Below are 20,031 nucleotides of genomic sequence, written 5' to 3'. Positions count from 1 at the left end.
CTGTCAGGATCTCCGTTGATTTACGAGTCGTGGTTAACTAATGGGGTTAGTTGTTGCGCCATCCAGTCAGCAATAAACGGCTGGGCGTCGCGATTAGGATGAATACCGTCGTCCTGCATCCATTGTGGTTTCAGATAAACCTCTTCCATAAAAAAGGGCAGAAGCGGAATATCAAACTCTTTGGCAAGCCGTGGGTAGATGGCGCTAAAGGTTTCATTATAACGGCGACCATAGTTTGCGGGCAGACGAATTTGCATGAGCAACGGTTCGGCGTTTGCGGCCTTCACATCCAGCAGGATTTTACGCAGGGTTTGCTCGGTTTGCTGAGGTTGAAAACCGCGCAGGCCGTCATTGCCGCCAAGCTCGACCAGAACCCAGCGGGGCTGATGCTGCTTCAGCAGCGCAGGCAGACGCGCCAGGCCTTGCTGCGAGGTGTCGCCGCTAATGCTGGCATTGATGACCGGCGTTTTGTCCTGCCATTTGTCGTTAAGCAGCGCAGGCCAGGCCGCGCTGGCGGACATGCGGTATCCGGCGCTCAGGCTGTCACCCAGAATTAATAACGTGTCCGCTGCGGCGGCGCGGAACGTTAACAGGACCAGAAACAGGAAGGGCAAATGCCAGCGGAAAACATTGTTGAAGTTCATCGTCTTAAGAAGTCCGTCGGTCAGGGTGAGCATGAGCTTTCCATCCTTACCGGAGTTGAACTGGTTGTCAAACGCGCCGAGACTATTGCGCTGATCGGCGAGTCAGGATCGGGGAAATCGACGCTGCTGGCGATTCTGGCCGGGCTGGATGATGGCAGCAGCGGCGAGGTGAATCTGGTCGGGCAGTCTCTGCACACGATGGATGAAGAGGCGCGGGCGCAGCTGCGCGCGCAGCATGTCGGCTTTGTTTTCCAGTCTTTTATGTTGATTCCTACGCTGAATGCCCTGGAAAACGTTGAACTGCCCGCCTTGCTGCGGGGGGAGAACAGCGGGAAAAGCCGCGATGGCGCGAAAGCGTTGCTGGAACAGTTAGGCCTGGGGAAACGTCTTGATCATCTTCCGGCTCAGCTTTCCGGCGGCGAGCAGCAGCGTGTGGCGCTGGCGAGAGCGTTCAACGGGCGGCCAGACGTGCTGTTTGCCGATGAACCGACGGGAAACCTTGACCGGCAGACCGGGGATAAAATCGCCGATCTGCTGTTTTCGCTTAATCGCGAACATGGCACCACCCTGATTCTGGTGACGCACGACCCGCAGCTGGCGGCGCGTTGCGACCGGCGATTACGCCTGGTGGATGGGCAGTTGCAGGAGGAGGCATGATTGCACGCTGGTTCTGGCGCGAATGGCGCTCACCTTCCTTACTGATTGTCTGGCTGGCGCTGAGTCTGGCGGTGGCCTGCGTGCTGGCGCTGGGCAATATCAGCGACCGCATGGAAAAGGGTTTAAGTCAGCAAAGCCGTGATTTTATGGCCGGAGACCGGGCGCTGCGCAGTTCGCGCGAAGTGCCGCTGGCGTGGATCGATGAGGCGCGCAAACGCGGTCTGAAAGTGGGCGAACAGATGACCTTCGCCACCATGACCTTCGCGGACGATACGCCGCAGCTGGCCAGCGTCAAAGCGGTGGATGACGTTTATCCGATGTACGGTGAGCTGCAAACGAATCCGCCGGGGTTAAAACCGCAGCCGGGTTCCGTGTTGCTGGCGCCAAGACTGATGGCGCTCCTCAACCTGAAAACGGGTGACAGCATCGACGTCGGCGACGCCACGCTGCGTATTGCTGGCGAGGTGGTACAGGAGCCGGATTCCGGGTTTAACCCTTTCCAGATGGCGCCACGCCTGATGATGCACATTGCGGATGTTGAAAAAACGGGCGCAGTACAGCCGGGAAGTCGCGTGACGTGGCGTTATAAGTTTGGCGGTACGCCGCAGCAGCTGGACGGCTATGAAAAGTGGCTATTGCCGCAGCTTAAGCCTGAACATCGCTGGTACGGGCTGGAACAAGATGAAGGCGCGCTGGGCAAATCGCTTGAACGCTCGCAGCAGTTCCTGCTGCTGTCGGCGCTGTTAACGTTGCTGTTAGCTGTAGCGGCCGTGGCGGTGGCGATGAGCCACTACTGCCGTAGCCGCTACGATCTGATTGCGATCCTCAAAACGCTGGGGGCGGGCAGGGCGCAACTGCGCAGGCTGATCGTCGGGCAGTGGGGGATGCTACTGGCTCTTTCCGCCGTGACGGGAGGAGCCATTGGGTTGCTGTTCGAGAACGTGCTAATGGTGCTGCTTAAACCGGTGTTACCCGCCGTTCTGCCGCCAGCCAGCCTCTGGCCGTGGCTGTGGGCGCTGGGAACGATGATCATCATTTCTTTGCTGGTTGGACTGCGTCCGTATCGTCTGCTGCTGGCGACGCAGCCGTTGCGTGTGCTGCGGCGTGATGTGGTTGCGCGTGTCTGGCCGCTGAAGGTGTATCTTCCGGTGGTCACGGTTGTTGTCGTCGCGCTGCTCGCGGGGTTGATGGGCGGCAGCATGTTGCTGTGGGCGGTGCTGGCCGGTGCGGTGGTGCTGGCGCTACTTTGCGGTGTACTGGGCTGGATGCTGTTGAACGTGCTGCGCGGTATGACGTTGACATCGCTGCCTCTGCGCCTGGCCGTAAGCCGACTGCTGCGCCAGCCGTGGTCCACGTTAAGCCAGCTCTCGGCTTTTTCGCTCTCCTTTATGCTGCTGGCGCTTCTGCTGGTGCTGCGCGGCGATCTGCTGGATCGCTGGCAACAACAACTGCCGCCGGAAAGTCCGAACTATTTCCTCATCAATATCGCTTCTGAACAGGTGGTGCCGCTGAAAGCCTTCCTGTCTGAGCATCAGGTGATCCCGGAGGCATTCTTCCCGATCGTGCGGGCGCGACTGACGGAGATTAATGGTCTGCCGACCGAAGGAAATCAGGACGAAGCGCTTAACCGTGAGCTGAATCTGACGTGGCAGGATACGCGCCCGGATCATAACCCGATTACCGCCGGAAGCTGGCCGCCAAAAGCGGGAGAGGTCTCGATAGAGGAAGGGCTGGCGAAGCGGCTGAATATACAACTCGGCGATCGCGTGACCTTTATGGGCGATACCCAGGACTTTAGCGCGACGGTCAGCAGCCTGCGCAAAGTAGACTGGGAAAGTCTGCGGCCTAACTTCTTCTTTATCTTCCCCTCCGGCGCGCTGGACGGGCAGCCACAGAGCTGGCTTACCAGCTTCCGTTGGGAAAATGGCAACGGCATGCTGACGCAGCTTAATCGCGAGTTCCCGACCATCAGCCTGCTGGATATCGGCGCGATCCTGAAACAGGTCGGTCAGGTGCTGGAGCAAGTCAGCCGGGCGCTGGAGGTGATGGTGGTGCTGGTCACGGCCTGCGGCATGCTGTTGTTACTGGCGCAGGTTCAGGTCGGAATGCGTCAACGTCATCAGGAACTGGTGGTCTGGCGCACCTTAGGCGCGGGTAAAAAACTGCTGCGCACCACGCTCTGGTGTGAATTTGCCATGCTGGGTATGGTCTCCGGGCTGGTGGCGGCGATCGGCGCGGAAACTGCGCTGGCGGTGCTGCAAAGTCAGGTGTTCGATTTTCCGTGGGAACCGGACTGGCGCGTGTGGATTATTTTGCCCGTCTGCGGCGCATTATTACTTTCATTATGCGGCGGATGGCTCGGCGCGCGTCTGTTAAAAGGCAAAGCGTTATTTCGCCAATTTAATAATTAATTTATAGATGTGATGATCACACACCGGTTTTTATACCGGTGTGTAGTTTTAATAATATAATTTATATACGTGATGATTACGCACCGGTGTTTATACTGGTGTGTACTCCCTATGTGGCACGAATTGTTAACCCCTCGATTTTTAGTAGCACAAAACATTAAAAACCCGCCAACACGACAGGATTAATACCAGTTAATATTTAATTGCTAAATAGTTAGCGGGCTATGCCCGTTGTTTTTTACGTTGCCGGTATTTTGCCGGCAGTGCGAATAATGGCGGGTAAATCTATCAAGGAAAATATAATGACAATAAAAAAAACAGCGCTGGCGGCATCGATCGGCGCGGCAGTGGCATTAACGTCTTTCGCATCTCAGGCGGAAATCACTGTTCTGAAACAAGATCCACAGGCGGGTAATCCGCTGAGCCGTCTTAACTTCACCGTTGGCGGCAGTATTCGTCCTCAGTTCCAGAATATGGCTGGCGACGACGGTAAAAATGGTTACAAACGTAATGGCTTCGATGGCGGCACCCGTTTCCGTTTCGCGGCTGATTACTATCTGTTTGATGACATTAGCTGGGTCAGCTACTACGAGCTGGGCGTTAACTTCCCGGCGATGTTCAACTGGGATAATCACTACGCAGACGGCGCGAACGACACCACTCGTCGTATGCTGTACACCGGCCTGAAAAGCGATACCTGGGGTACGCTGACTTTCGGTCAACAGAACAGCGTTTATTATGATGTGGTTGGCGTGAAAACCGATATCTGGGACTATGACATGATTGGTCAGGCGCCAGGCAACGGTATCAACGGCGACTACGACGGTTCTTATCGTACCCGTAAATCCCTGAAGTATAAGAAAACAGTTGGCGACGTCGATCTCTACGCGTCTTATCTGTTCAGCGATGATTACAACCCGAACAACGGCCTGCGCTACAAGCGTAAAGGCGGCGGTTCTCTGGGTGCGGATTACCACATCACGGACGATCTGACCTGGGGTACGGCGTGGAACTATACGCGTGCGGAAATGCGCCCAGGTAACGGCGGCGACGGTAAAGACTACGATCAAAATATCGTTGGTACTGCGCTTAGCTGGACGCCGGATAACTGGACTTTCGCGCTGGGCGGCGGCTGGTATCAGAACTTCATGACCACCAAACGCGTAGACGCGCATGACTACTTTGCGGGCGACGCATGGGGTATTGAATACTTTGCCGGTTATAAATTCCCGATCAACCAGTATGCGGTGAAATCTATCCAGCCGTACTTTATGGGTGACCGTATTGAATATGTGAACGGCCGTAACTACCAGCGTATTGATAATGGCGTCGGTATTAGCTTCCAACTGGATTATGGTTTCCGCGTGGATTACGAACACGTATTCACCTCCAGCACCGACGATCTGGGCGATATGAACCTGGTTCGTCTGCGTTACGACTTCTAATTGACGCCTGCCAAACCGAATGCCCGATGGCGCTTGCGCTAATCGGGCCTACGAGTGCAGCGTAATAATAGAGCGTCCAGGCCGGATAAGGCACTTATGCCGCTATCCGGCTTTTTCATTTCTTCCCATCCCCTTTCAACGACATACTCTGCAACATCATGAAATAATTTCAAGGACAACAGGTTGTGAACTGTGTCATGTTAACAAATAGCCTTGTATTCAGGCCCAAATGAACAACGTCGCATCGCACGGCGTACTGCACTGCATCACAACATTTAAAAGGGAGAAGTTATGGGACTGCGTCAGAGTTTACGCGTTGCCGCCGGGGCGCTTTTGCTGGCCTGCGGCCTGCAATTTGCTCATGCTAGTAGCGATCCACAGACTATTGTATTCGGCGTCGCGCCGGGTCCGTATGGCGATATGGTCAAACAGGCCATCGCGCCAACGCTGAAAGAGAAAGGCTACAAGGTCGTGGTGCGCGAATTTAGCGACTATGTTCAGCCAAACATGGCGTTATCCAACGGCAGCATTGACGCTAACCTGTTCCAGCACACGCTCTATTTTGAAAAATTCACCGCCGATAAAGGGCTGAAACTGACGAAGCTGATCGTCGTGCCGACGGCCGGAATGGGGTTCTATTCCCGTAAAATCAATAGCCTGGACGAGCTGAAGAAAGGGGACATTATTACCCTGTCGAATGACCCGACCAATCTGGCGCGCGGTCTGCGTTTCCTGCAATCAATCGGTCTTATCACCATTAAAGACAATATCGACCCGACGAAAGCCTCCGAGCGTGATATCGCCAGCAACCCGAAAGGGCTGGTGTTTAAACCGCTGGAAGCGGCGCAGCTGCCGCGCACGCTGGATGGCGTGACCGGCGCGCTGGTTAACGGTAATTTCGCCGTTGCGGCGGGGCTGGATCTTTCCAGCGCGCTAAAACAAGAGCAACTGGATGAAAACCTGAAAAATATCATTGCCGTACGCAGTGAGGATGCCGACAAGCCGTTCGCGAAAGATATTGTCGATGCGGTGAAATCTCCGGCCTACCGTGCGGTCATTGACGATCCGAAGAATATTTACAGCGCCTTCCAGAAGCCGGAATGGATGACCGCAGACAAATAATCGCTGCGCAAGGGAATTAACGGGGCAGCGGCGACTGCCCTTTTCGCATTTCTGAGGTGAGCATGATTGAGATTGAAAAGGTCTGCGTGGATTTTACGGCAGGCCGTGGCGCATCGACCCGCGCGGTGGATGACGTCAGCCTGCGGATAGCGGCGGGCGAAATTTTTGGCATTGTCGGCACCAGCGGCGCGGGGAAAAGTACGCTGCTGCGTACCCTTAATGCCTTAACGCGCCCGAGTCAGGGAAGCGTGAAAGTGAACGGTGTGGCGATCTCTGCGCTGGAAGGGGCGAGTCTGCGTAAAGCCCGCCAGCGTATTGGGATGATTTTCCAGCACTTTAATCTGATGCATACCCGCACGGTGGCGCAAAACGTCGCTTTCAGCCTGAAATCCGCCGGATGGGAGCGCAGCAAGATCGCCCCGCGCGTCGCCGAAATTCTGGCGCTGGTCGGGCTGGCGGATAAGGCGAACCGCTTTCCGGTACAGCTTAGCGGCGGTCAAAAGCAGCGAGTGGGGATTGCCCGCGCGATCGCCAACCATCCAGATGTACTGCTCTGCGACGAACCGACTTCCGCGCTGGATCTGGAAACGTCAGCGACCATTCTGGCGCTGCTCAAACAGATTAACGAACAGCTGGGGATCACGATCGTGCTGATCACCCATGAGATGAATGTGATCAAGTCCATCTGCGATCGCGTGGCGGTGATGTCCGGCGGCAAAGTGGTGGAGTCGGGCGACGTGTTTGATGTTTTCGCGCATCCGCAGCACGCTTTCACACAGCAGCTGGTGTCGCACACCCTCAATCTGACGTTACCGGAACGTCTGCGCCAGCATTTGCCCGGACAGTTACTGAAAATTCTGTTTATCGGTGATTCGGCAGAGCAGCCGGTGTTGTCTGATGTGGCGGTGAAGTTCGGCGTAGCGGTGAACATTCTGCACGGCAAAATTGAATATATCGGTGAACGCGCGTTGGGGATTTTAGTGGTGCAACTGACTGCGCCGCACAACCCGTCAGCGGTGGATGCCGCGGTAGCGCATATTCGGCAACGTACTGCGCAGGTGGAGGTGATTCGTGGATGATTTACTGCCGGATTTAACGCTGGCGTTCAATGAAACCTTTCAAATGCTGAGCATTTCAACGGTGCTGGCGGTTGTCGGCGGGCTGCCGCTCGGCTTCCTTATCTTTGTCACCGACCGGAATCTGTTCTGGCAGAATCGCTTCGTGTATCTGGTGAGTTCGGTTCTGGTGAACATTATCCGCTCGGTGCCGTTCGTGATTTTGCTGGTGCTGCTGTTGCCGCTTACGCAATTTTTGCTCGGCAATACCATCGGGCCGATTGCCGCCTCCGTCCCTCTCTCTGTTGCGGCGATAGCGTTCTATGCGCGTCTGGTTGATAGCGCGCTGCGTGAGGTGGATAAAGGGATTATCGAAGCGGCAGAAGCGTTCGGCGCCAGCCCGATGCGCATTATCTGCACCGTACTGCTGCCAGAGGCCAGCGCCGGTCTGCTACGCGGGCTGACCATCACGCTGGTGAGTCTGATTGGCTATTCCGCGATGGCCGGGATTGTCGGCGGCGGCGGGGTCGGCGACCTGGCGATTCGCTACGGTTATTACCGCTACGAAACCCAGGTGATGATTGTCACCGTAGTCGCGTTGATTATTCTGGTGCAGGTTGTACAGATGCTCGGCGACTGGCTGGCGAAACGCGCCGATAAACGCGACAGACATTAGGGCATAATATTTGTAGGCCGGATAAGGCGTTAGCCGCCATCCGGCAGAATGCCAGCAATCGCTAGCTTTGAAGCCACTGTGCAACGTCCCGCCATATGCCGCGAAAGACGATTTTCGCGGCTTTCTTTTCTAGTTGATAGCGATACATCGGATCGTAGTATTCGTTGAGGAGCGGCACCAGCCAGGCCAGATGCCCGTCGGTACTGCCGCTGGCCTGCTGCATGGCCAGCGCAGCGTCTAGTTTTACCGTCAGCTCTTTAAAACGCTGCAAACCAAGGCGGCGCTGAATGGCGGAAAGCCCATGATGCAGATAGTCGCTGTACGCCTGCCAGCCATCTTCTTCTCCGCAGGCATGGGTGAAGTCGCGATGCATGCGGATAAAATACTCTTCGCGCAGCCGTTCCAGACGCAGCTCGAACGGATCGTCCACAACCGCAATGGATGCCTGCGCCATGCGTTCGCGCAGACATTCGGGCAGATGATTTGCGCCAATCATCCGGCCTTCGTCTTCCAGCACCCACATCTGCAACTCCTGACGGGCGTCGGTTTTCAACATCTCCACGGCGAGCTGGTTTTCAAAACTGGCCTGACTCAGCTGCGGCTTCAGCGTGCGGCCGAATGACGAACCGCGATGATGCGCCAGCCCTTCCAGATCCACGCCGTTCGGCTGCTGTCGAACCAGCTGTGTTTTTCCGCTGCCGGTACAGCCGCCAATTAAGATCATGGGTTTTTGTACCAGCGTGTCGGTGATGTGCATGGCCGCCTGGCGGAGCGCTTTGTAACCGCCCTGGATCAGCGGATAATCCACGCCGGACTCATGTAGCCATTGTTGTACGATATGCGAACGCTGACCGCCGCGCGCGCAGCAGAGATAACCCCGTGGATGTTGAATACAGGCTTTTCGCCAGGCCTCCAGCCGCCGTTGACGCTCGTCGCCGGCAACGAGTTTATGGCCCAACGCCAGTGCCGCTTCCGGCCCCTGGCGTTTGTAACAGGTGCCGACTGCCGCGCGTTCTTCATTATTCATTAAGGGCAGGTTAATCGCAGTGGGCATGGCGCCCTGCGTAAATTCTATCGGCGCGCGAACGTCGATTAAAGGCGTATCGGCCGCCAGAATGGCGCGATAGTCCGTCCCATCGTTCATTGTGGAATCCTGAAAAAAAACAAACGGCAATGACGGGGATTTTACGCGCTGAAGGAGGAGCCGGAAAAGGATAAGATTCCTTTCCCGGCATTTTATGTATTACTTAAGCTTACTTTGCGCCCAGATGATGCCGCTGGCGTATTCCGGCGGCAGCAAGGGAACTAAGGCTTCCAGCGTTGCGCTTAAGCGATCGGTATCGCTGTCGGTCAGGTTCAGGTGGCCCACTTTACGCCCCTCGCGAACCTCTTTGTCGTACCAGTGCAGATGCACCAGCGGCAGTTTCAGCCAGTCATAATTCAGAGCGCTGCCAATCAGGTTCACCATCACGGACGGGCTGTCCACGACCGGTGACGGTAACGGCAGGCCGGTGATCGCGCGCAGATGCAGCTCAAACTGGCTGATGCTGGCGCCGTTTTGCGTCCAGTGCCCGCTGTTGTGTACCCGCGGCGCCAGTTCGTTGATGAGCAACCCTTCCGGCGTGATAAAACACTCCATCGCCATGACGCCGACATAACCCAGTTCATGCATGATGGCGGAGAGCATGGCTTCCGCCTGTTCCTGCTGTTTCGCGTTGGCCTGCGGGAACGCTACGCTGGTGCGCAGAATCCCGTCCTGGTGCAGGTTGTGCGTCAGCGGGTAGAACACGGTGCTGCCGTCATGGGCGCGTGCGCCGACTAACGACACTTCGCCAGAGAAGTTAATGCCCTGTTCAACAATGCACTCGCCGTAACCGTCGTCCGGGAACTGAGCGGTTTCATCCGCGCGTAAACGCCACTGCCCACGGCCGTCGTAACCGCCAACGCGCCGTTTGACGATAGCCAGTTCGCCCAGACGCGCAAATACGGATGGCCACTCGTCCCGGCTTGCCAGCAACTGCCAGGGCGCCGTCGCCAGCGAGAGTTTGTCAAAAAGCTGCTTTTGCGTCAGGCGGTCGGCAATAATCGGGAAAACGTCGCGGTTGACGAAAGCCGGGTGGCGCGCCAGTTCGCGGGTCAGCGCGGTTTCCGGCCAGCGTTCGATTTCCGCTGTGATCACGCTTTGTTGAACCGGGACGGCGGTAGGTTCCGCGTCCAGCCCGACAGGCCAGACGGTGATGCCCAACGGTTCGCCCGCCTGACGCAGCATCCGTCCTAGCTGGCCGTTACCCAGTACGCAGACCTGCTTCATGCCGCACCTCGTGGGTCGGGATTCTCAAGCACCTCATCGGTCTGGGCTTTACGCCAGTCCGCCAGGCGTTGGCGCAGGTCTTTATCGTGTGTCGCCAGAATTTGCGCTGCCAGTAACGCCGCGTTCGCCGCGCCCGCTTTGCCGATCGCCAGCGTGCCGACCGGAATGCCGCGCGGCATCTGGACGATAGAGTAGAGGCTGTCCACGCCGCTCAGCGCAGCGCTTTGCACCGGTACGCCCAGTACCGGCACCAGCGTTTTTGCCGCAATCATTCCCGGCAGATGCGCCGCGCCGCCAGCACCGGCAATAATCACCAGATAACCCTTCTCTTCGGCGCTTTCGGCGAAGCTGAACAGCTTATCGGGGGTGCGGTGTGCGGAAACCACTTCAACGTGGTGTGGAACGTTCAGGATATCGAAGATTTCGGCGGCAAACTGCATGGTAGCCCAGTCGCTTTTGGACCCCATCACGATGGCGACACGCGCCGGATTATTGCGGGAAGACATGCGTCTTAAAACTCCTGTGGTGCACAACTCTCGGCTTTTGAGGGCACAGAGAATAGCACGGAAATACGCCAAGGAAAACGGTTGCGTACCTTATGACGTCGTCAATTCACGGGCGAGGTTAAAACGGGAAATGGAGAAGCTCAACGTCATCCGGCGTGACTTTTACCATCGACCCTTCGCTGTGCCAGGCGCCTAAAACAACGCGGAACGCGGGTTTGCCGTTAGCGCTCAGTTTGTGAACGTCCGGGCGATGAGTATGACCATGAATCAGCCATTGCACATGGTGTTTTTCCATTTCGGCCACCACGGCCTGTGGATTAACGTCCATGATCTCCAGTGACTTGCTGCTGTTGGCGGCTTTGCTGCCTGCGCGCATTCTGGCGGCAATACGATTGCGGATAAACAGCGGCAGGGCGAGGAACAGCGTCTGTAGCCAGGGTTTGTGAACTTTGGCGCGAAACGCCTGGTAACCGGCATCGTCGGTGCAGAGCGTGTCGCCGTGCATAATCAATACGCGACGGCCATAGAGGTCGAGCACCTTTTCCTGCGGCAATAGCGTCATTCCACTTTCACGGGCAAAGCGTTTGCCGATCAAAAAATCACGGTTACCGTGAATAAAGAAGCAGGGAACGCCGGAATCTACAACGGCTTTAATGGCTGCGGCCATTTCGCGGTGCAGCGGGTTGGGATCGTCGTCGCCTATCCAGGCTTCGAAAAGGTCGCCAAGAATGTACAGCGCATCGGCCAGGCGCGCGTCACCGGCTAAAAAACGCAGAAAACCGGCGGTGATCGCCGGTTCTTCCGTGCAGAGGTGAAGGTCTGCAATAAACAGTGTCGCCACGATTACTCGCTGACGGTCACGTTTTCGATGATAACGTCTTCTTTCGGCACGTCCTGATGCATACCGCTGCGGCCTGTTGATACGCCTTTGATTTTATCAACCACGTCCATGCCTTCCACGACTTCAGCGAATACGCAGTAGCCCCAGCCCTGCATGCTTTCGCCAGAGAAGTTCAGGAAGTCGTTGTCGGCCACGTTGATAAAGAACTGCGCCGTTGCGGAGTGTGGAGCCTGAGTACGCGCCATTGCCAGCGTGCCACGGGTGTTTTTCAGACCGTTGTTGGCTTCGTTTTTGATCGCTTCTTTGGTCGCTTTCTGCTTCATGCCAGGTTCAAAACCGCCGCCCTGAATCATGAAACCGTTAATAACACGGTGGAAAATGGTGTTGTTGTAAAAACCTTCGCGGCAGTAGTCCAGGAAGTTTTTAACTGTTTCAGGCGCTTTGTCATCAAACGTTTTGATTACGATATCGCCGTGATTAGTGTGGAAAGTAACCATTTTTGCATCCTGTTCCGATATAGTGGTGCTTCGACCCCGATAAGGGTCACATATAGGGGGGTGTTATAGCATAACCGCACGCTGCGATCACCTCGCAAAGTGTGCTGCTTCGATTACGAATAATATGTATCATACGGATATTATTACCCACACACGTCTATACGGAATCTTCGATGTTAAAAATCTTTAATACACTGACGCGCCAAAAAGAGGAATTCAAACCTATTCATGCCGGGGAAGTCGGCATGTACGTGTGTGGTATTACCGTTTACGACCTCTGTCATATCGGTCACGGGCGTACGTTTGTCGCCTTCGACGTCGTCGCGCGCTATTTGCGTTTCCTCGGTTATACGCTGAAGTACGTGCGTAACATTACCGATATCGACGACAAGATCATTAAACGGGCGAACGAAAACGGTGAAAGCTTTGTCGCGCTGGTCGATCGTATGATTGCGGAGATGCACAAAGATTTTGATGCGCTGAATATTCTGCGCCCGGATCTGGAGCCGCGTGCAACGCACCATATCGCCGAAATTATTGAGATCACCGAACAGCTGATCGCCAAAGGTCACGCTTATGTGGCGGACAATGGCGACGTGATGTTCGACGTGCCGACCGACCCGAACTACGGTCAGCTGTCGCGCCAGGATCTGGAACAGCTACAGGCGGGCGCCCGCGTTGACGTCGTTGACGTAAAACACAACCCGATGGACTTCGTGCTGTGGAAGATGTCCAAAGAGGGCGAACCGAGCTGGCCGTCGCCGTGGGGCGCGGGTCGTCCGGGTTGGCACATTGAATGTTCCGCCATGAACTGCAAACAGCTGGGCAACCATTTTGATATTCATGGCGGCGGTTCCGACTTGATGTTCCCGCACCATGAGAACGAAATCGCCCAGTCTACCTGCGCGCACGACGGCGAGTATGTGAACTACTGGATGCACTCCGGCATGGTGATGGTGGATCGTGAGAAGATGTCGAAATCGCTGGGCAACTTCTTTACCGTGCGCGATGTGCTGAAATACTACGACGCGGAAACCGTTCGTTACTTCCTGATGTCCGGCCACTATCGTAGCCAGCTCAACTACAGCGAAGAGAACCTCAAGCAGGCGCGCTCCGCCCTGGAGCGTCTGTACACCGCGCTGCGCGGAACGGACAAAACCGTTGCGCCTGCGGGCGGCGAAGCGTTTGAAGCGCGTTTTGTGGAGGCAATGAACGACGATTTCAACACGCCGGAAGCCTACTCCGTGCTGTTTGATATGGCGCGTGAGGTGAACCGTCTGAAGAGTGAGGATATGGCTGCCGCGAATGCGATGGCGTCACATCTGCGTAAAATTTCCGGCGTACTGGGGCTGCTGGAGCAGGAGCCGGAAGCGTTCCTGCAAAGCGGAGCGCAGGCGGATGACGGCGAAGTGGCTGAAATCGAAGCGTTAATTCAACAGCGTCTGGATGCGCGTAAAGCCAAAGACTGGGCGGCGGCGGATGCGGCGCGTGACCGTCTGAATGAGATGGGCATCGTGCTGGAAGATGGTCCGCAAGGGACAACCTGGCGCCGTAAATAACGTCATTGCCGAATGGCGGCTAACGCCTTATCCGGCCTACACTGGCATAACCAGTAGGCCGGATAAGACGCGATAGCGTCGCCATCCGGCACTCTGAATCAGGCGACGACGTTAACGCTTTGCCCTGCGAAGCTGATGGTTTGCCCGGCAACAATTTTGCAGCGTTTGCGGGTTTCAACCGCGCCATCAACCTTCACTAAACCTTCTGCAATGGCAATTTTCGCCTGGGCACCGCTTTCGCTCCAGCCTTCCAGTTTGAGCAGGTCGCACAACTCAACGTGCGGGTGCTTGCCTAAAGAGAATGTTGCCATGTTATTTACCTTGTGGATCGTGATATTCAACGCACGCCTGTAGCGTGTTTTCGATAAGTGTTGCGACCGTCATCGGACCGACGCCGCCCGGCACCGGGGTGATATAGGATGCGCGCGCGGCAGCGTCTTCAAAGACCACATCGCCGACCACTTTACCATTTTCCAGTCGGTTGATTCCGACATCAATCACGATGGCGCCTTCTTTAATCCACTCGCCGGGAATAAATCCGGGTTTGCCGACGGCGACAATCAGCAGATCGGCGTGTTCAACATGGCGACGCAGATCTTTGGTGAAGCGGTGAGTCACGGTCGTTGTGCAGCCTGCCAGCAGCAGTTCCATGCTCATCGGGCGACCGACGATATTCGAGGCGCCGATGACGACGGCATTCAGTCCGAAGGTATCGATGTTGTAACGCTCCAGCAGCGTGACGATGCCGCGCGGCGTACAGGGGCGCAGACGCGGCGCGCGCTGGCACAGACGGCCTACATTGTAGGGATGGAAACCGTCTACGTCTTTGTCCGGCGCAATGCGTTCCAGCACTTTGACGTTATCGATGCCCGCCGGTAACGGCAACTGCACCAGAATACCGTCGATAGTGTTGTCGGCGTTAAGCGTATCAATCAGCTCCAGCAGTTCTGCTTCGCTGGTGGTTTCGGGCAGGTCATAGGAGCGGGAGACGAATCCCACCTCTTCACAGGCTTTACGCTTACTCGCCACATAAATCTGCGAAGCCGGGTTGCTGCCTACCAATACAACGGCCAACCCTGGGGCGCGAAGTCCGGCCGCGACACGCGCCTGAACTTTTTGAGCAACCTCAGAGCGCACCTGCTGCGCAATCGTTTTACCGTCAATAATCTTTGCTGCCATCAGAGAGAGGATTCCGTCTGTTACATTAAGTCGAAGGGGATGTGGCTATTTTGTCAGAAGCGGGGCGCGCTGTCAGTTATCGTTTGCGTCTTTACGTGTGATCGGTGCAGTGACCGCTGCGATACGGGCTGCGGCGAGGGGCAAAATCCTGTGGGCAATTAATGAGCAACCTAATCAAAATTAACCTAAAAGAAACAATTCATCACCCTGCTAAAATTAGGGGGAATGCCGCGAAAAACGTGGCGTTAAGTGTGATATTGAACACTTTTATATAAAAAAGGCTTAGACCTGTCCTATATCCCAATAAGAATTTACCTGGGCTAATTAAAGAGATTGAAGGTATTTTTCACTTATTGAAATGTTTAATTTATCCCTGTGACGAATTGTCATATTCGTAAAGATTAATTAGTGAATCTAATGCTCAGGAGAGTTGGGGTAAAAAGGTTAGCTAATTCTCTTTCGATATATATCTTTACAGGATGCAGAGATAATTAGCCTGACATTATTATGTCGATAGTGATTCAAACGGTTCCCGCAGGAAACTGGAGCCGAATGTGCGTAATTCAAGGGAAATCCATGAAACTTAAATTAATGACCTCTTCCGTTATTGCTGGCCTGATGTTTGCTGCTGGTGCGGCTCATGCCGATCCGGTAAGCGTTAGCGGCGGTACGGTTCACTTTGAAGGTGAGCTGGTCAATGCAGCGTGTGCCGTTAGCACGAAATCTGCCGATCAGACCGTGACCCTGGGCCAGTATCGTACCGCCAGCTTTACCGCTGTTGGCGATACCAGCGCACAGATTCCGTTCACCATTGTACTGAATGACTGCGATCCGAGCGTAGCAGCGACCGCTGCCGTTGCGTTCTCTGGTCAGGCTGACGGTACAAACGACAGCCTGCTGGCAGTCGTGTCTGGTGACAATGGCACCACGGCAGGCGGTGTAGGGATCGAAATTCTTGATAACACCTCTTCTCCGCTGAAGCCAGACGGCGCGACCTTCTCTACGGCTCAGGCGCTGGTAGAAGGTAGCAACACGCTGCGTTTCACCGCGCGTTATAAAGCGACTGCTGCGGACACCACGCCGGGTCAGGCTAACGCCGACGCAACCTTCATCATGAAGTACGAATAAACCCACCAGGGATTCAGGGATGTGGCAAGCCTCAATGGATGAGGCGCTATCCGGGGACGATAAGTGATACAGCAGATGATTAGCAAAGGCGTGGCGCTGGTGGGGCTGATTTGCGCGATGCCCGCATTCGCGCATACGGTGATACTGGAGAGCGGTAATCTTCACCTGCGAGGCCAGCTGGTAAACGGTGCCTGCGCGGTGAATTCCGAAAGCCAGGATCTCCGTGTACAGATGGGGCAATACCGCACCAATGTCTTTTCTGGCACCGGGAGTTTCGCCCCGACCAGTATTCCTTTCTCGCTGCGATTAACCGATTGTAGTTCAGAGGTTTATAGCCATGTTGGGATCGCTTTTTCCGGTGTGACTCCCGCAGAAGATCCGCAGGTATTCCTGGCGCGCAGCGACACGGCGGCGACCTCCGGTATTGGTCTGGCATTATTTGATGAAGAACAACGGCAAATCATACCCAATTCCTTGCCGCTTCATTATGCCCCTATTTTAACGCAAGAAATGACATTTCATTTCACGGCTCGCTATCGGGCAATCTCGGAAAATATGACGCCGGGAAGTATTCATTCAGATGTGTGGTTTACGCTGGTTTACCCCTGATTTGTTTTCCGGGCGTTGATAAAACGCAAAAGGTATTTTTTGCCATGCTTAATTATATAAAATCAGGCCTTATTATTTTTATTGCCTTATTTACTTCAATGAGTGCGCAGGCGGCCGGGGGAATTGCATTAGGCGCCACCCGCGTTATTTATCCGGCGGACGCCAAACAGACCTCGCTGGCAATTAGCAACAGCGCATCGAAAGAGCGTTATCTGGTTAATTCATGGATTGAGAACAGCGCCGGCGTCAAAGAAAAATCGTTCGTTGTTACACCGCCGCTGTTTGTCAGCGAACCCAAAAGTGAAAACACGCTGCGTATTATTTATGCCGGACAACCCCTGCCTGCCGATCGGGAGTCTTTGTTCTGGATGAACGTGAAAGCGATACCGTCGGTGGATAAAAACAGCCTTGAAGGCAAAAACGTCCTGCAACTGGCGATCCTGTCGCGCATTAAGCTGTTTGTTCGCCCTGCCAATCTGCCGCAGGTGCAGGAAGACGCGCCAGGAATGCTGCAATTCTCCCGTTCCGGGAACCACCTGAAAATCACCAATCCGTCTGCTTACTATCTCACGCTGGTCAATCTCAAAGTGGGAAGTCAGAAGGTTGATAACGTCATGGTCGCGCCGAAGAACAATACCCAGATTCTGCTTCCGGCAGGCGCGCAGGGAAGTGTGACGTTCCAGACGGTAAATGATTACGGTGCGCTGACACCGGCGAAAACGGTTAGCTTGCGCTGATCGGAACGTGTGAAGCCACACTGAGAAAACGATGAAGAAGATAACGTATCTTCCCGGTTCACTGCCGGGGTATACGCCACATCTGACGGGGGTGGCGTTGTCCATACTGGCGGCGCTCTATCCGGCGATAAGTCATGGCGAAAGTTACTTTAACCCGGCTTTTTTGTCGGCAGATGCTGCGTCCGTGGCAGATTTGTCACGTTTTGAGAAAGGCAATCACCAGCCCCCGGGCATCTATCGGGTGGATATCTGGCGCAACGATGAGTTCGTCGCGACCCAGGATATTCGCTTTGAAACCTCGTCGACGAAAACCGGTGAAAAATCAGGCGGATTAATGCCCTGTTTTGATCTGGCGTGGATCAAAAGGCTGGGGGTAAATACCACCGCCTTTCCTGTGCTTGGGCAAAGTCAGGAGGAGACCTGCATCAATTTGCCAGAGGCGATTCCCGGCGCTGAAATCGCTTTTGATTTTTCCTCAATGCGTTTAAATATCAGTCTTCCGCAGGCGTCAATGCTGAACAGCGCGCGCGGGTATATCCCGCCGGAAGAGTGGGATGAGGGGATTCCCGCCGCGCTTATCAACTACAGTTTCACCGGCAGTCGCGGGACGAACAGCGACAGCTATTTTTTAAGCCTGATGAGCGGCCTGAACTATGGCCCGTGGCGGTTGCGTAACAACGGCGCGTGGAGCTATTCCAAAGGCGACGGATACCACTCGCAAAGCTGGAAAAACATCGGCACCTGGGTACAACGCGCCATCATCCCGTTGAAAAGCGAACTGGTGATGGGGGACAGCAACACCGGCAACGACGTGTTTGACAGCGTGGGCTTTCGCGGGGCGCGGCTCTACTCGTCTGACAATATGTACCCTGATAGCCTGCAAGGCTATGCGCCGACCGTGCGTGGGATCGCCCGTACCGCCGCAAAACTGACTATCCGCCAGAACGGCTATGTGATCTATCAGAGCTATGTCTCACCGGGCGCTTTCGCGATCACCGACCTCAACCCAACGTCTTCAAGCGGCGACCTGGACGTGACGGTTGATGAGAAAGACGGCAGTCAGCAGCGCTATACGGTGCCGTACTCCACCGTTCCGCTGTTGCAGCGCGAAGGACGTATGAAGTTCGACCTGGTGGCGGGGGATTTCCGCAGCGGCAATAGCCAGCAATCTTCGCCATTCTTCTTCCAGGGAACGCTGATCGCCGGTCTGCCTGAAGGGTATACCGCTTATGGCGGCACGCAACTGGCTTCGCGCTACAGCTCGGTGGTGCTGGGGGCCGGACGGAACCTGGGCGACTGGGGCGCGGTTTCGGTAGACGTCACCCACGCCCGCAGCCAACTGGCGGATGACAGCACCCACCAGGGGCAGTCGCTGCGTTTCCTGTACGCCAAGTCGTTGAACAACTACGGCACTAACTTCCAGTTACTGGGCTATCGCTATTCCACGCGCGGATTCTACACGCTTGACGATGTGGCGTATCGCAGTATGGAAGGGTACGAGTATGAATATGACAGCGAAGGTAAGCGTCATAAAGTGCCGGTAGTGCAGAGCTATCACAACCTGAACTACAGCAAAAAAGGCCGATTCCAGGTCAACATTTCACAGAATCTGGGGGATTACGGCTCGCTGTATATCTCCGGCAGTCAGCAAACATACTGGAACACGTCGGATGCCAATACCTGGTATCAACTGGGATATGCCAGCGGCTGGCAAGGGATCAGCTACTCCCTTTCCTGGTCGTGGAATGAATCCGTAGGGATTTCCGGCACCGATCGCATTCTGGCATTCAACATGTCGGTTCCGTTCAGCGTGCTCACCGGGCGACGCTACTCGCGCGACAATGCCCTGGATCGCACCTACGCCACCTTTAACGCGAACCGGAACAGCAATGGACAGAACAGCTGGCAGACCGGCATCGGCGGGACATTGTTAGACGGGCGTAACCTGAGCTACAGCGTGAACCAGGGACACAGCAGCACCAATGGCTACAGCGGCAGCGCCAGCGCGAACTGGCAGGCGGCTTACGGGACGCTCGGCGTGGGGTACAACTACGATCGAGACCAGCATGACTACAACTGGCAGCTGTCTGGCGGTGTGGTCGGTCATGCGGACGGCATCACGCTCAGTCAGCCTTTAGGCGATACCAACGTCCTGATTAAAGCGCCAGGCGCCGAAGGGGTGCATATAGAAAACCAGACCGGGGTGCAAACCGACTGGCGCGGATATGCGGTCATGCCTTACGCCACCGTATATCGCTATAACCGTGTCGCGCTGGATACCAACTCAATGGATAACCACACCGATGTGGAAAATAACGTCAGCAGCGTGGTGCCGACGCAAGGGGCGCTGGTACGCGCTGCCTTTGACACGCGAATCGGCGTGCGCGCAATTGTCACCGCAAAACAGGGCGATCGCCCGGTGCCGTTTGGCTCAATTGTGCGCGAAACCGCCAGCGGCGTCACCAGTATGGCGGGCGATGACGGGCAAATTTATCTGAGCGGACTGCCGCTGAAAGGGGAACTGCTGATTCAGTGGGGAGAGGGAGCGAACGCCCGCTGCGTGGCGCATTATTCCCTGCCTGAAGAGAGCCTGAAGCAGGCGGTGACGCTGCTTAATGCAACCTGTAAACGTCCGTCGTCATGAAAGGTAAGAA

At 55.5% G+C, this 20,031-nt stretch carries 19 protein-coding genes; 11 read left to right on the top strand and 8 right to left on the bottom strand.

What is annotated here, in order from left to right; genetic code table 11:
• Positions 1 to 20: 20 nt before the first annotated feature.
• On the bottom strand, positions 21 to 644 hold the full coding sequence (gene tesA, locus OGV83_RS02140; RefSeq protein WP_024130579.1) for a multifunctional acyl-CoA thioesterase I/protease I/lysophospholipase L1: 624 nt from the start codon (positions 642 to 644) through the stop codon (positions 21 to 23).
• On the opposite strand from tesA, the gene ybbA reads away from it, so the two are divergent.
• The 6 genes from ybbA (at position 615) to OGV83_RS02110 (ending at position 8,010) form a co-directional block, all read left to right on the top strand.
• Complete coding sequence (gene ybbA / locus OGV83_RS02135) at positions 615 to 1,301, top strand: putative ABC transporter ATP-binding protein YbbA (protein WP_012133471.1); 687 nt, start codon at positions 615 to 617, stop codon at positions 1,299 to 1,301. The two genes, tesA and ybbA, sit on opposite strands and share 30 nt — an antisense overlap.
• Positions 1,298 to 3,712 (top strand): putative ABC transporter permease subunit YbbP, encoded by a 2,415-nt coding sequence (gene ybbP, locus OGV83_RS02130; RefSeq protein WP_286463094.1) that lies wholly within the window; start codon positions 1,298 to 1,300, stop codon positions 3,710 to 3,712. Before ybbA ends, ybbP begins: the two co-directional genes overlap by 4 nt.
• A 302-nt stretch (positions 3,713 to 4,014) precedes the next feature.
• On the top strand, positions 4,015 to 5,157 hold the full coding sequence (locus tag OGV83_RS02125) for a porin (RefSeq protein ID WP_024130578.1): 1,143 nt from the start codon (positions 4,015 to 4,017) through the stop codon (positions 5,155 to 5,157).
• Positions 5,158 to 5,448: 291 nt separating this feature from the next.
• Positions 5,449 to 6,279: a MetQ/NlpA family ABC transporter substrate-binding protein gene (locus tag OGV83_RS02120; RefSeq protein ID WP_286463091.1), complete on the top strand. Its 831-nt coding sequence runs from the start codon at positions 5,449 to 5,451 to the stop codon at positions 6,277 to 6,279.
• A gap of 62 nt (positions 6,280 to 6,341) precedes the next feature.
• A complete protein-coding gene (sfbB, locus tag OGV83_RS02115; RefSeq protein ID WP_071259857.1) occupies positions 6,342 to 7,358 on the top strand; it encodes a virulence-associated ABC transporter ATP-binding protein SfbB in 1,017 nt (338 codons plus the stop codon).
• A complete protein-coding gene (locus OGV83_RS02110; protein ID WP_012133464.1) occupies positions 7,351 to 8,010 on the top strand; it encodes a methionine ABC transporter permease in 660 nt (219 codons plus the stop codon). Before sfbB ends, OGV83_RS02110 begins: the two co-directional genes overlap by 8 nt.
• 61 nt (positions 8,011 to 8,071) lie before the next feature.
• Here the strand turns inward: OGV83_RS02110 and mnmH are convergent, their stop codons facing one another.
• The 5 genes from mnmH to ppiB form a co-directional block, all read right to left on the bottom strand.
• Positions 8,072 to 9,154: a tRNA 2-selenouridine(34) synthase MnmH gene (gene mnmH, locus OGV83_RS02105; protein WP_286463090.1), complete on the bottom strand. Its 1,083-nt coding sequence runs from the start codon at positions 9,152 to 9,154 to the stop codon at positions 8,072 to 8,074.
• A gap of 99 nt (positions 9,155 to 9,253) precedes the next feature.
• Positions 9,254 to 10,321 (bottom strand): 5-(carboxyamino)imidazole ribonucleotide synthase, encoded by a 1,068-nt coding sequence (gene purK / locus OGV83_RS02100; protein WP_058668724.1) that lies wholly within the window; start codon positions 10,319 to 10,321, stop codon positions 9,254 to 9,256.
• Entirely contained in the window at positions 10,318 to 10,827 is a 510-nt protein-coding gene (gene purE / locus OGV83_RS02095; RefSeq protein ID WP_286463089.1) for a 5-(carboxyamino)imidazole ribonucleotide mutase, read from the bottom strand. Before purE ends, purK begins: the two co-directional genes overlap by 4 nt.
• Before the next feature lie 118 nt (positions 10,828 to 10,945).
• The gene (gene lpxH / locus OGV83_RS02090; RefSeq protein WP_286463087.1) at positions 10,946 to 11,668 is read right to left on the bottom strand and encodes a UDP-2,3-diacylglucosamine diphosphatase; all 723 of its coding nucleotides are present in this window, start codon (positions 11,666 to 11,668) and stop codon (positions 10,946 to 10,948) included.
• Between the two features lie 2 nt (positions 11,669 to 11,670).
• Positions 11,671 to 12,165, bottom strand: a complete 495-nt coding sequence (ppiB, locus tag OGV83_RS02085; protein ID WP_003021875.1) for a peptidylprolyl isomerase B — start codon at positions 12,163 to 12,165, stop codon at positions 11,671 to 11,673.
• Positions 12,166 to 12,338: 173 nt separating this feature from the next.
• Between ppiB and cysS the strand changes: the two genes are divergently transcribed.
• Positions 12,339 to 13,724, top strand: a complete 1,386-nt coding sequence (gene cysS, locus OGV83_RS02080) for a cysteine--tRNA ligase (RefSeq protein ID WP_049011837.1) — start codon at positions 12,339 to 12,341, stop codon at positions 13,722 to 13,724.
• 98 nt (positions 13,725 to 13,822) lie between these two features.
• Here cysS and ybcJ read toward each other — a convergent pair whose 3' ends face one another.
• Complete coding sequence (ybcJ, locus tag OGV83_RS02075) at positions 13,823 to 14,035, bottom strand: ribosome-associated protein YbcJ (protein WP_286463085.1); 213 nt, start codon at positions 14,033 to 14,035, stop codon at positions 13,823 to 13,825.
• Between the two features lies 1 nt (position 14,036).
• Entirely contained in the window at positions 14,037 to 14,903 is an 867-nt protein-coding gene (gene folD / locus OGV83_RS02070) for a bifunctional methylenetetrahydrofolate dehydrogenase/methenyltetrahydrofolate cyclohydrolase FolD (RefSeq protein WP_012133456.1), read from the bottom strand.
• Positions 14,904 to 15,479: 576 nt separating this feature from the next.
• On the opposite strand from folD, the gene fimA reads away from it, so the two are divergent.
• From fimA to OGV83_RS02050, 4 genes are all read left to right on the top strand, one after another.
• Positions 15,480 to 16,031: a type 1 fimbrial major subunit FimA gene (gene fimA / locus OGV83_RS02065; RefSeq protein WP_024130577.1), complete on the top strand. Its 552-nt coding sequence runs from the start codon at positions 15,480 to 15,482 to the stop codon at positions 16,029 to 16,031.
• A 75-nt stretch (positions 16,032 to 16,106) separates the two neighbouring features.
• The gene (gene fimI / locus OGV83_RS02060; RefSeq protein WP_286459593.1) at positions 16,107 to 16,640 is read left to right on the top strand and encodes a type 1 fimbrial protein subunit FimI; all 534 of its coding nucleotides are present in this window, start codon (positions 16,107 to 16,109) and stop codon (positions 16,638 to 16,640) included.
• Between the two features lie 44 nt (positions 16,641 to 16,684).
• On the top strand, positions 16,685 to 17,377 hold the full coding sequence (gene fimC, locus OGV83_RS02055) for a type 1 fimbria chaperone FimC (RefSeq protein WP_104869160.1): 693 nt from the start codon (positions 16,685 to 16,687) through the stop codon (positions 17,375 to 17,377).
• Positions 17,378 to 17,408: 31 nt separating this feature from the next.
• A complete protein-coding gene (locus tag OGV83_RS02050) occupies positions 17,409 to 20,021 on the top strand; it encodes a fimbrial biogenesis usher protein (protein WP_058668727.1) in 2,613 nt (870 codons plus the stop codon).
• Positions 20,022 to 20,031: the final 10 nt, after the last annotated feature.

It is taken from the genome of Citrobacter sp. CK189, from assembly GCF_030333505.1.
Taxonomy (GTDB): Bacteria; Pseudomonadota; Gammaproteobacteria; order Enterobacterales; family Enterobacteriaceae; genus Citrobacter_B; species Citrobacter_B koseri.
The sequence above is the reverse complement of the archived record's forward strand: the minus strand, read 5'-3'. Positions and strand labels throughout refer to the sequence as shown.

Coding starts and splice junctions, on each gene's coding strand:
- ybbA (WP_012133471.1), top strand. CDS start 615: ATGCCAGCGGAAAACATTGTTGAAGTTCATCGTCTTAAGAAGTCCGTC.
- tesA (WP_024130579.1), bottom strand. CDS start 644: ATGAACTTCAACAATGTTTTCCGCTGGCATTTGCCCTTCCTGTTTCTG.
- ybbP (WP_286463094.1), top strand. CDS start 1,298: ATGATTGCACGCTGGTTCTGGCGCGAATGGCGCTCACCTTCCTTACTG.
- OGV83_RS02125 (WP_024130578.1), top strand. CDS start 4,015: ATGACAATAAAAAAAACAGCGCTGGCGGCATCGATCGGCGCGGCAGTG.
- OGV83_RS02120 (WP_286463091.1), top strand. CDS start 5,449: ATGGGACTGCGTCAGAGTTTACGCGTTGCCGCCGGGGCGCTTTTGCTG.
- sfbB (WP_071259857.1), top strand. CDS start 6,342: ATGATTGAGATTGAAAAGGTCTGCGTGGATTTTACGGCAGGCCGTGGC.
- mnmH (WP_286463090.1), bottom strand. CDS start 9,154: ATGAACGATGGGACGGACTATCGCGCCATTCTGGCGGCCGATACGCCT.
- purK (WP_058668724.1), bottom strand. CDS start 10,321: ATGAAGCAGGTCTGCGTACTGGGTAACGGCCAGCTAGGACGGATGCTG.
- purE (WP_286463089.1), bottom strand. CDS start 10,827: ATGTCTTCCCGCAATAATCCGGCGCGTGTCGCCATCGTGATGGGGTCC.
- ppiB (WP_003021875.1), bottom strand. CDS start 12,165: ATGGTTACTTTCCACACTAATCACGGCGATATCGTAATCAAAACGTTT.
- cysS (WP_049011837.1), top strand. CDS start 12,339: ATGTTAAAAATCTTTAATACACTGACGCGCCAAAAAGAGGAATTCAAA.
- ybcJ (WP_286463085.1), bottom strand. CDS start 14,035: ATGGCAACATTCTCTTTAGGCAAGCACCCGCACGTTGAGTTGTGCGAC.
- folD (WP_012133456.1), bottom strand. CDS start 14,903: ATGGCAGCAAAGATTATTGACGGTAAAACGATTGCGCAGCAGGTGCGC.
- fimA (WP_024130577.1), top strand. CDS start 15,480: ATGAAACTTAAATTAATGACCTCTTCCGTTATTGCTGGCCTGATGTTT.
- fimI (WP_286459593.1), top strand. CDS start 16,107: ATGATTAGCAAAGGCGTGGCGCTGGTGGGGCTGATTTGCGCGATGCCC.
- fimC (WP_104869160.1), top strand. CDS start 16,685: ATGCTTAATTATATAAAATCAGGCCTTATTATTTTTATTGCCTTATTT.
- OGV83_RS02050 (WP_058668727.1), top strand. CDS start 17,409: ATGAAGAAGATAACGTATCTTCCCGGTTCACTGCCGGGGTATACGCCA.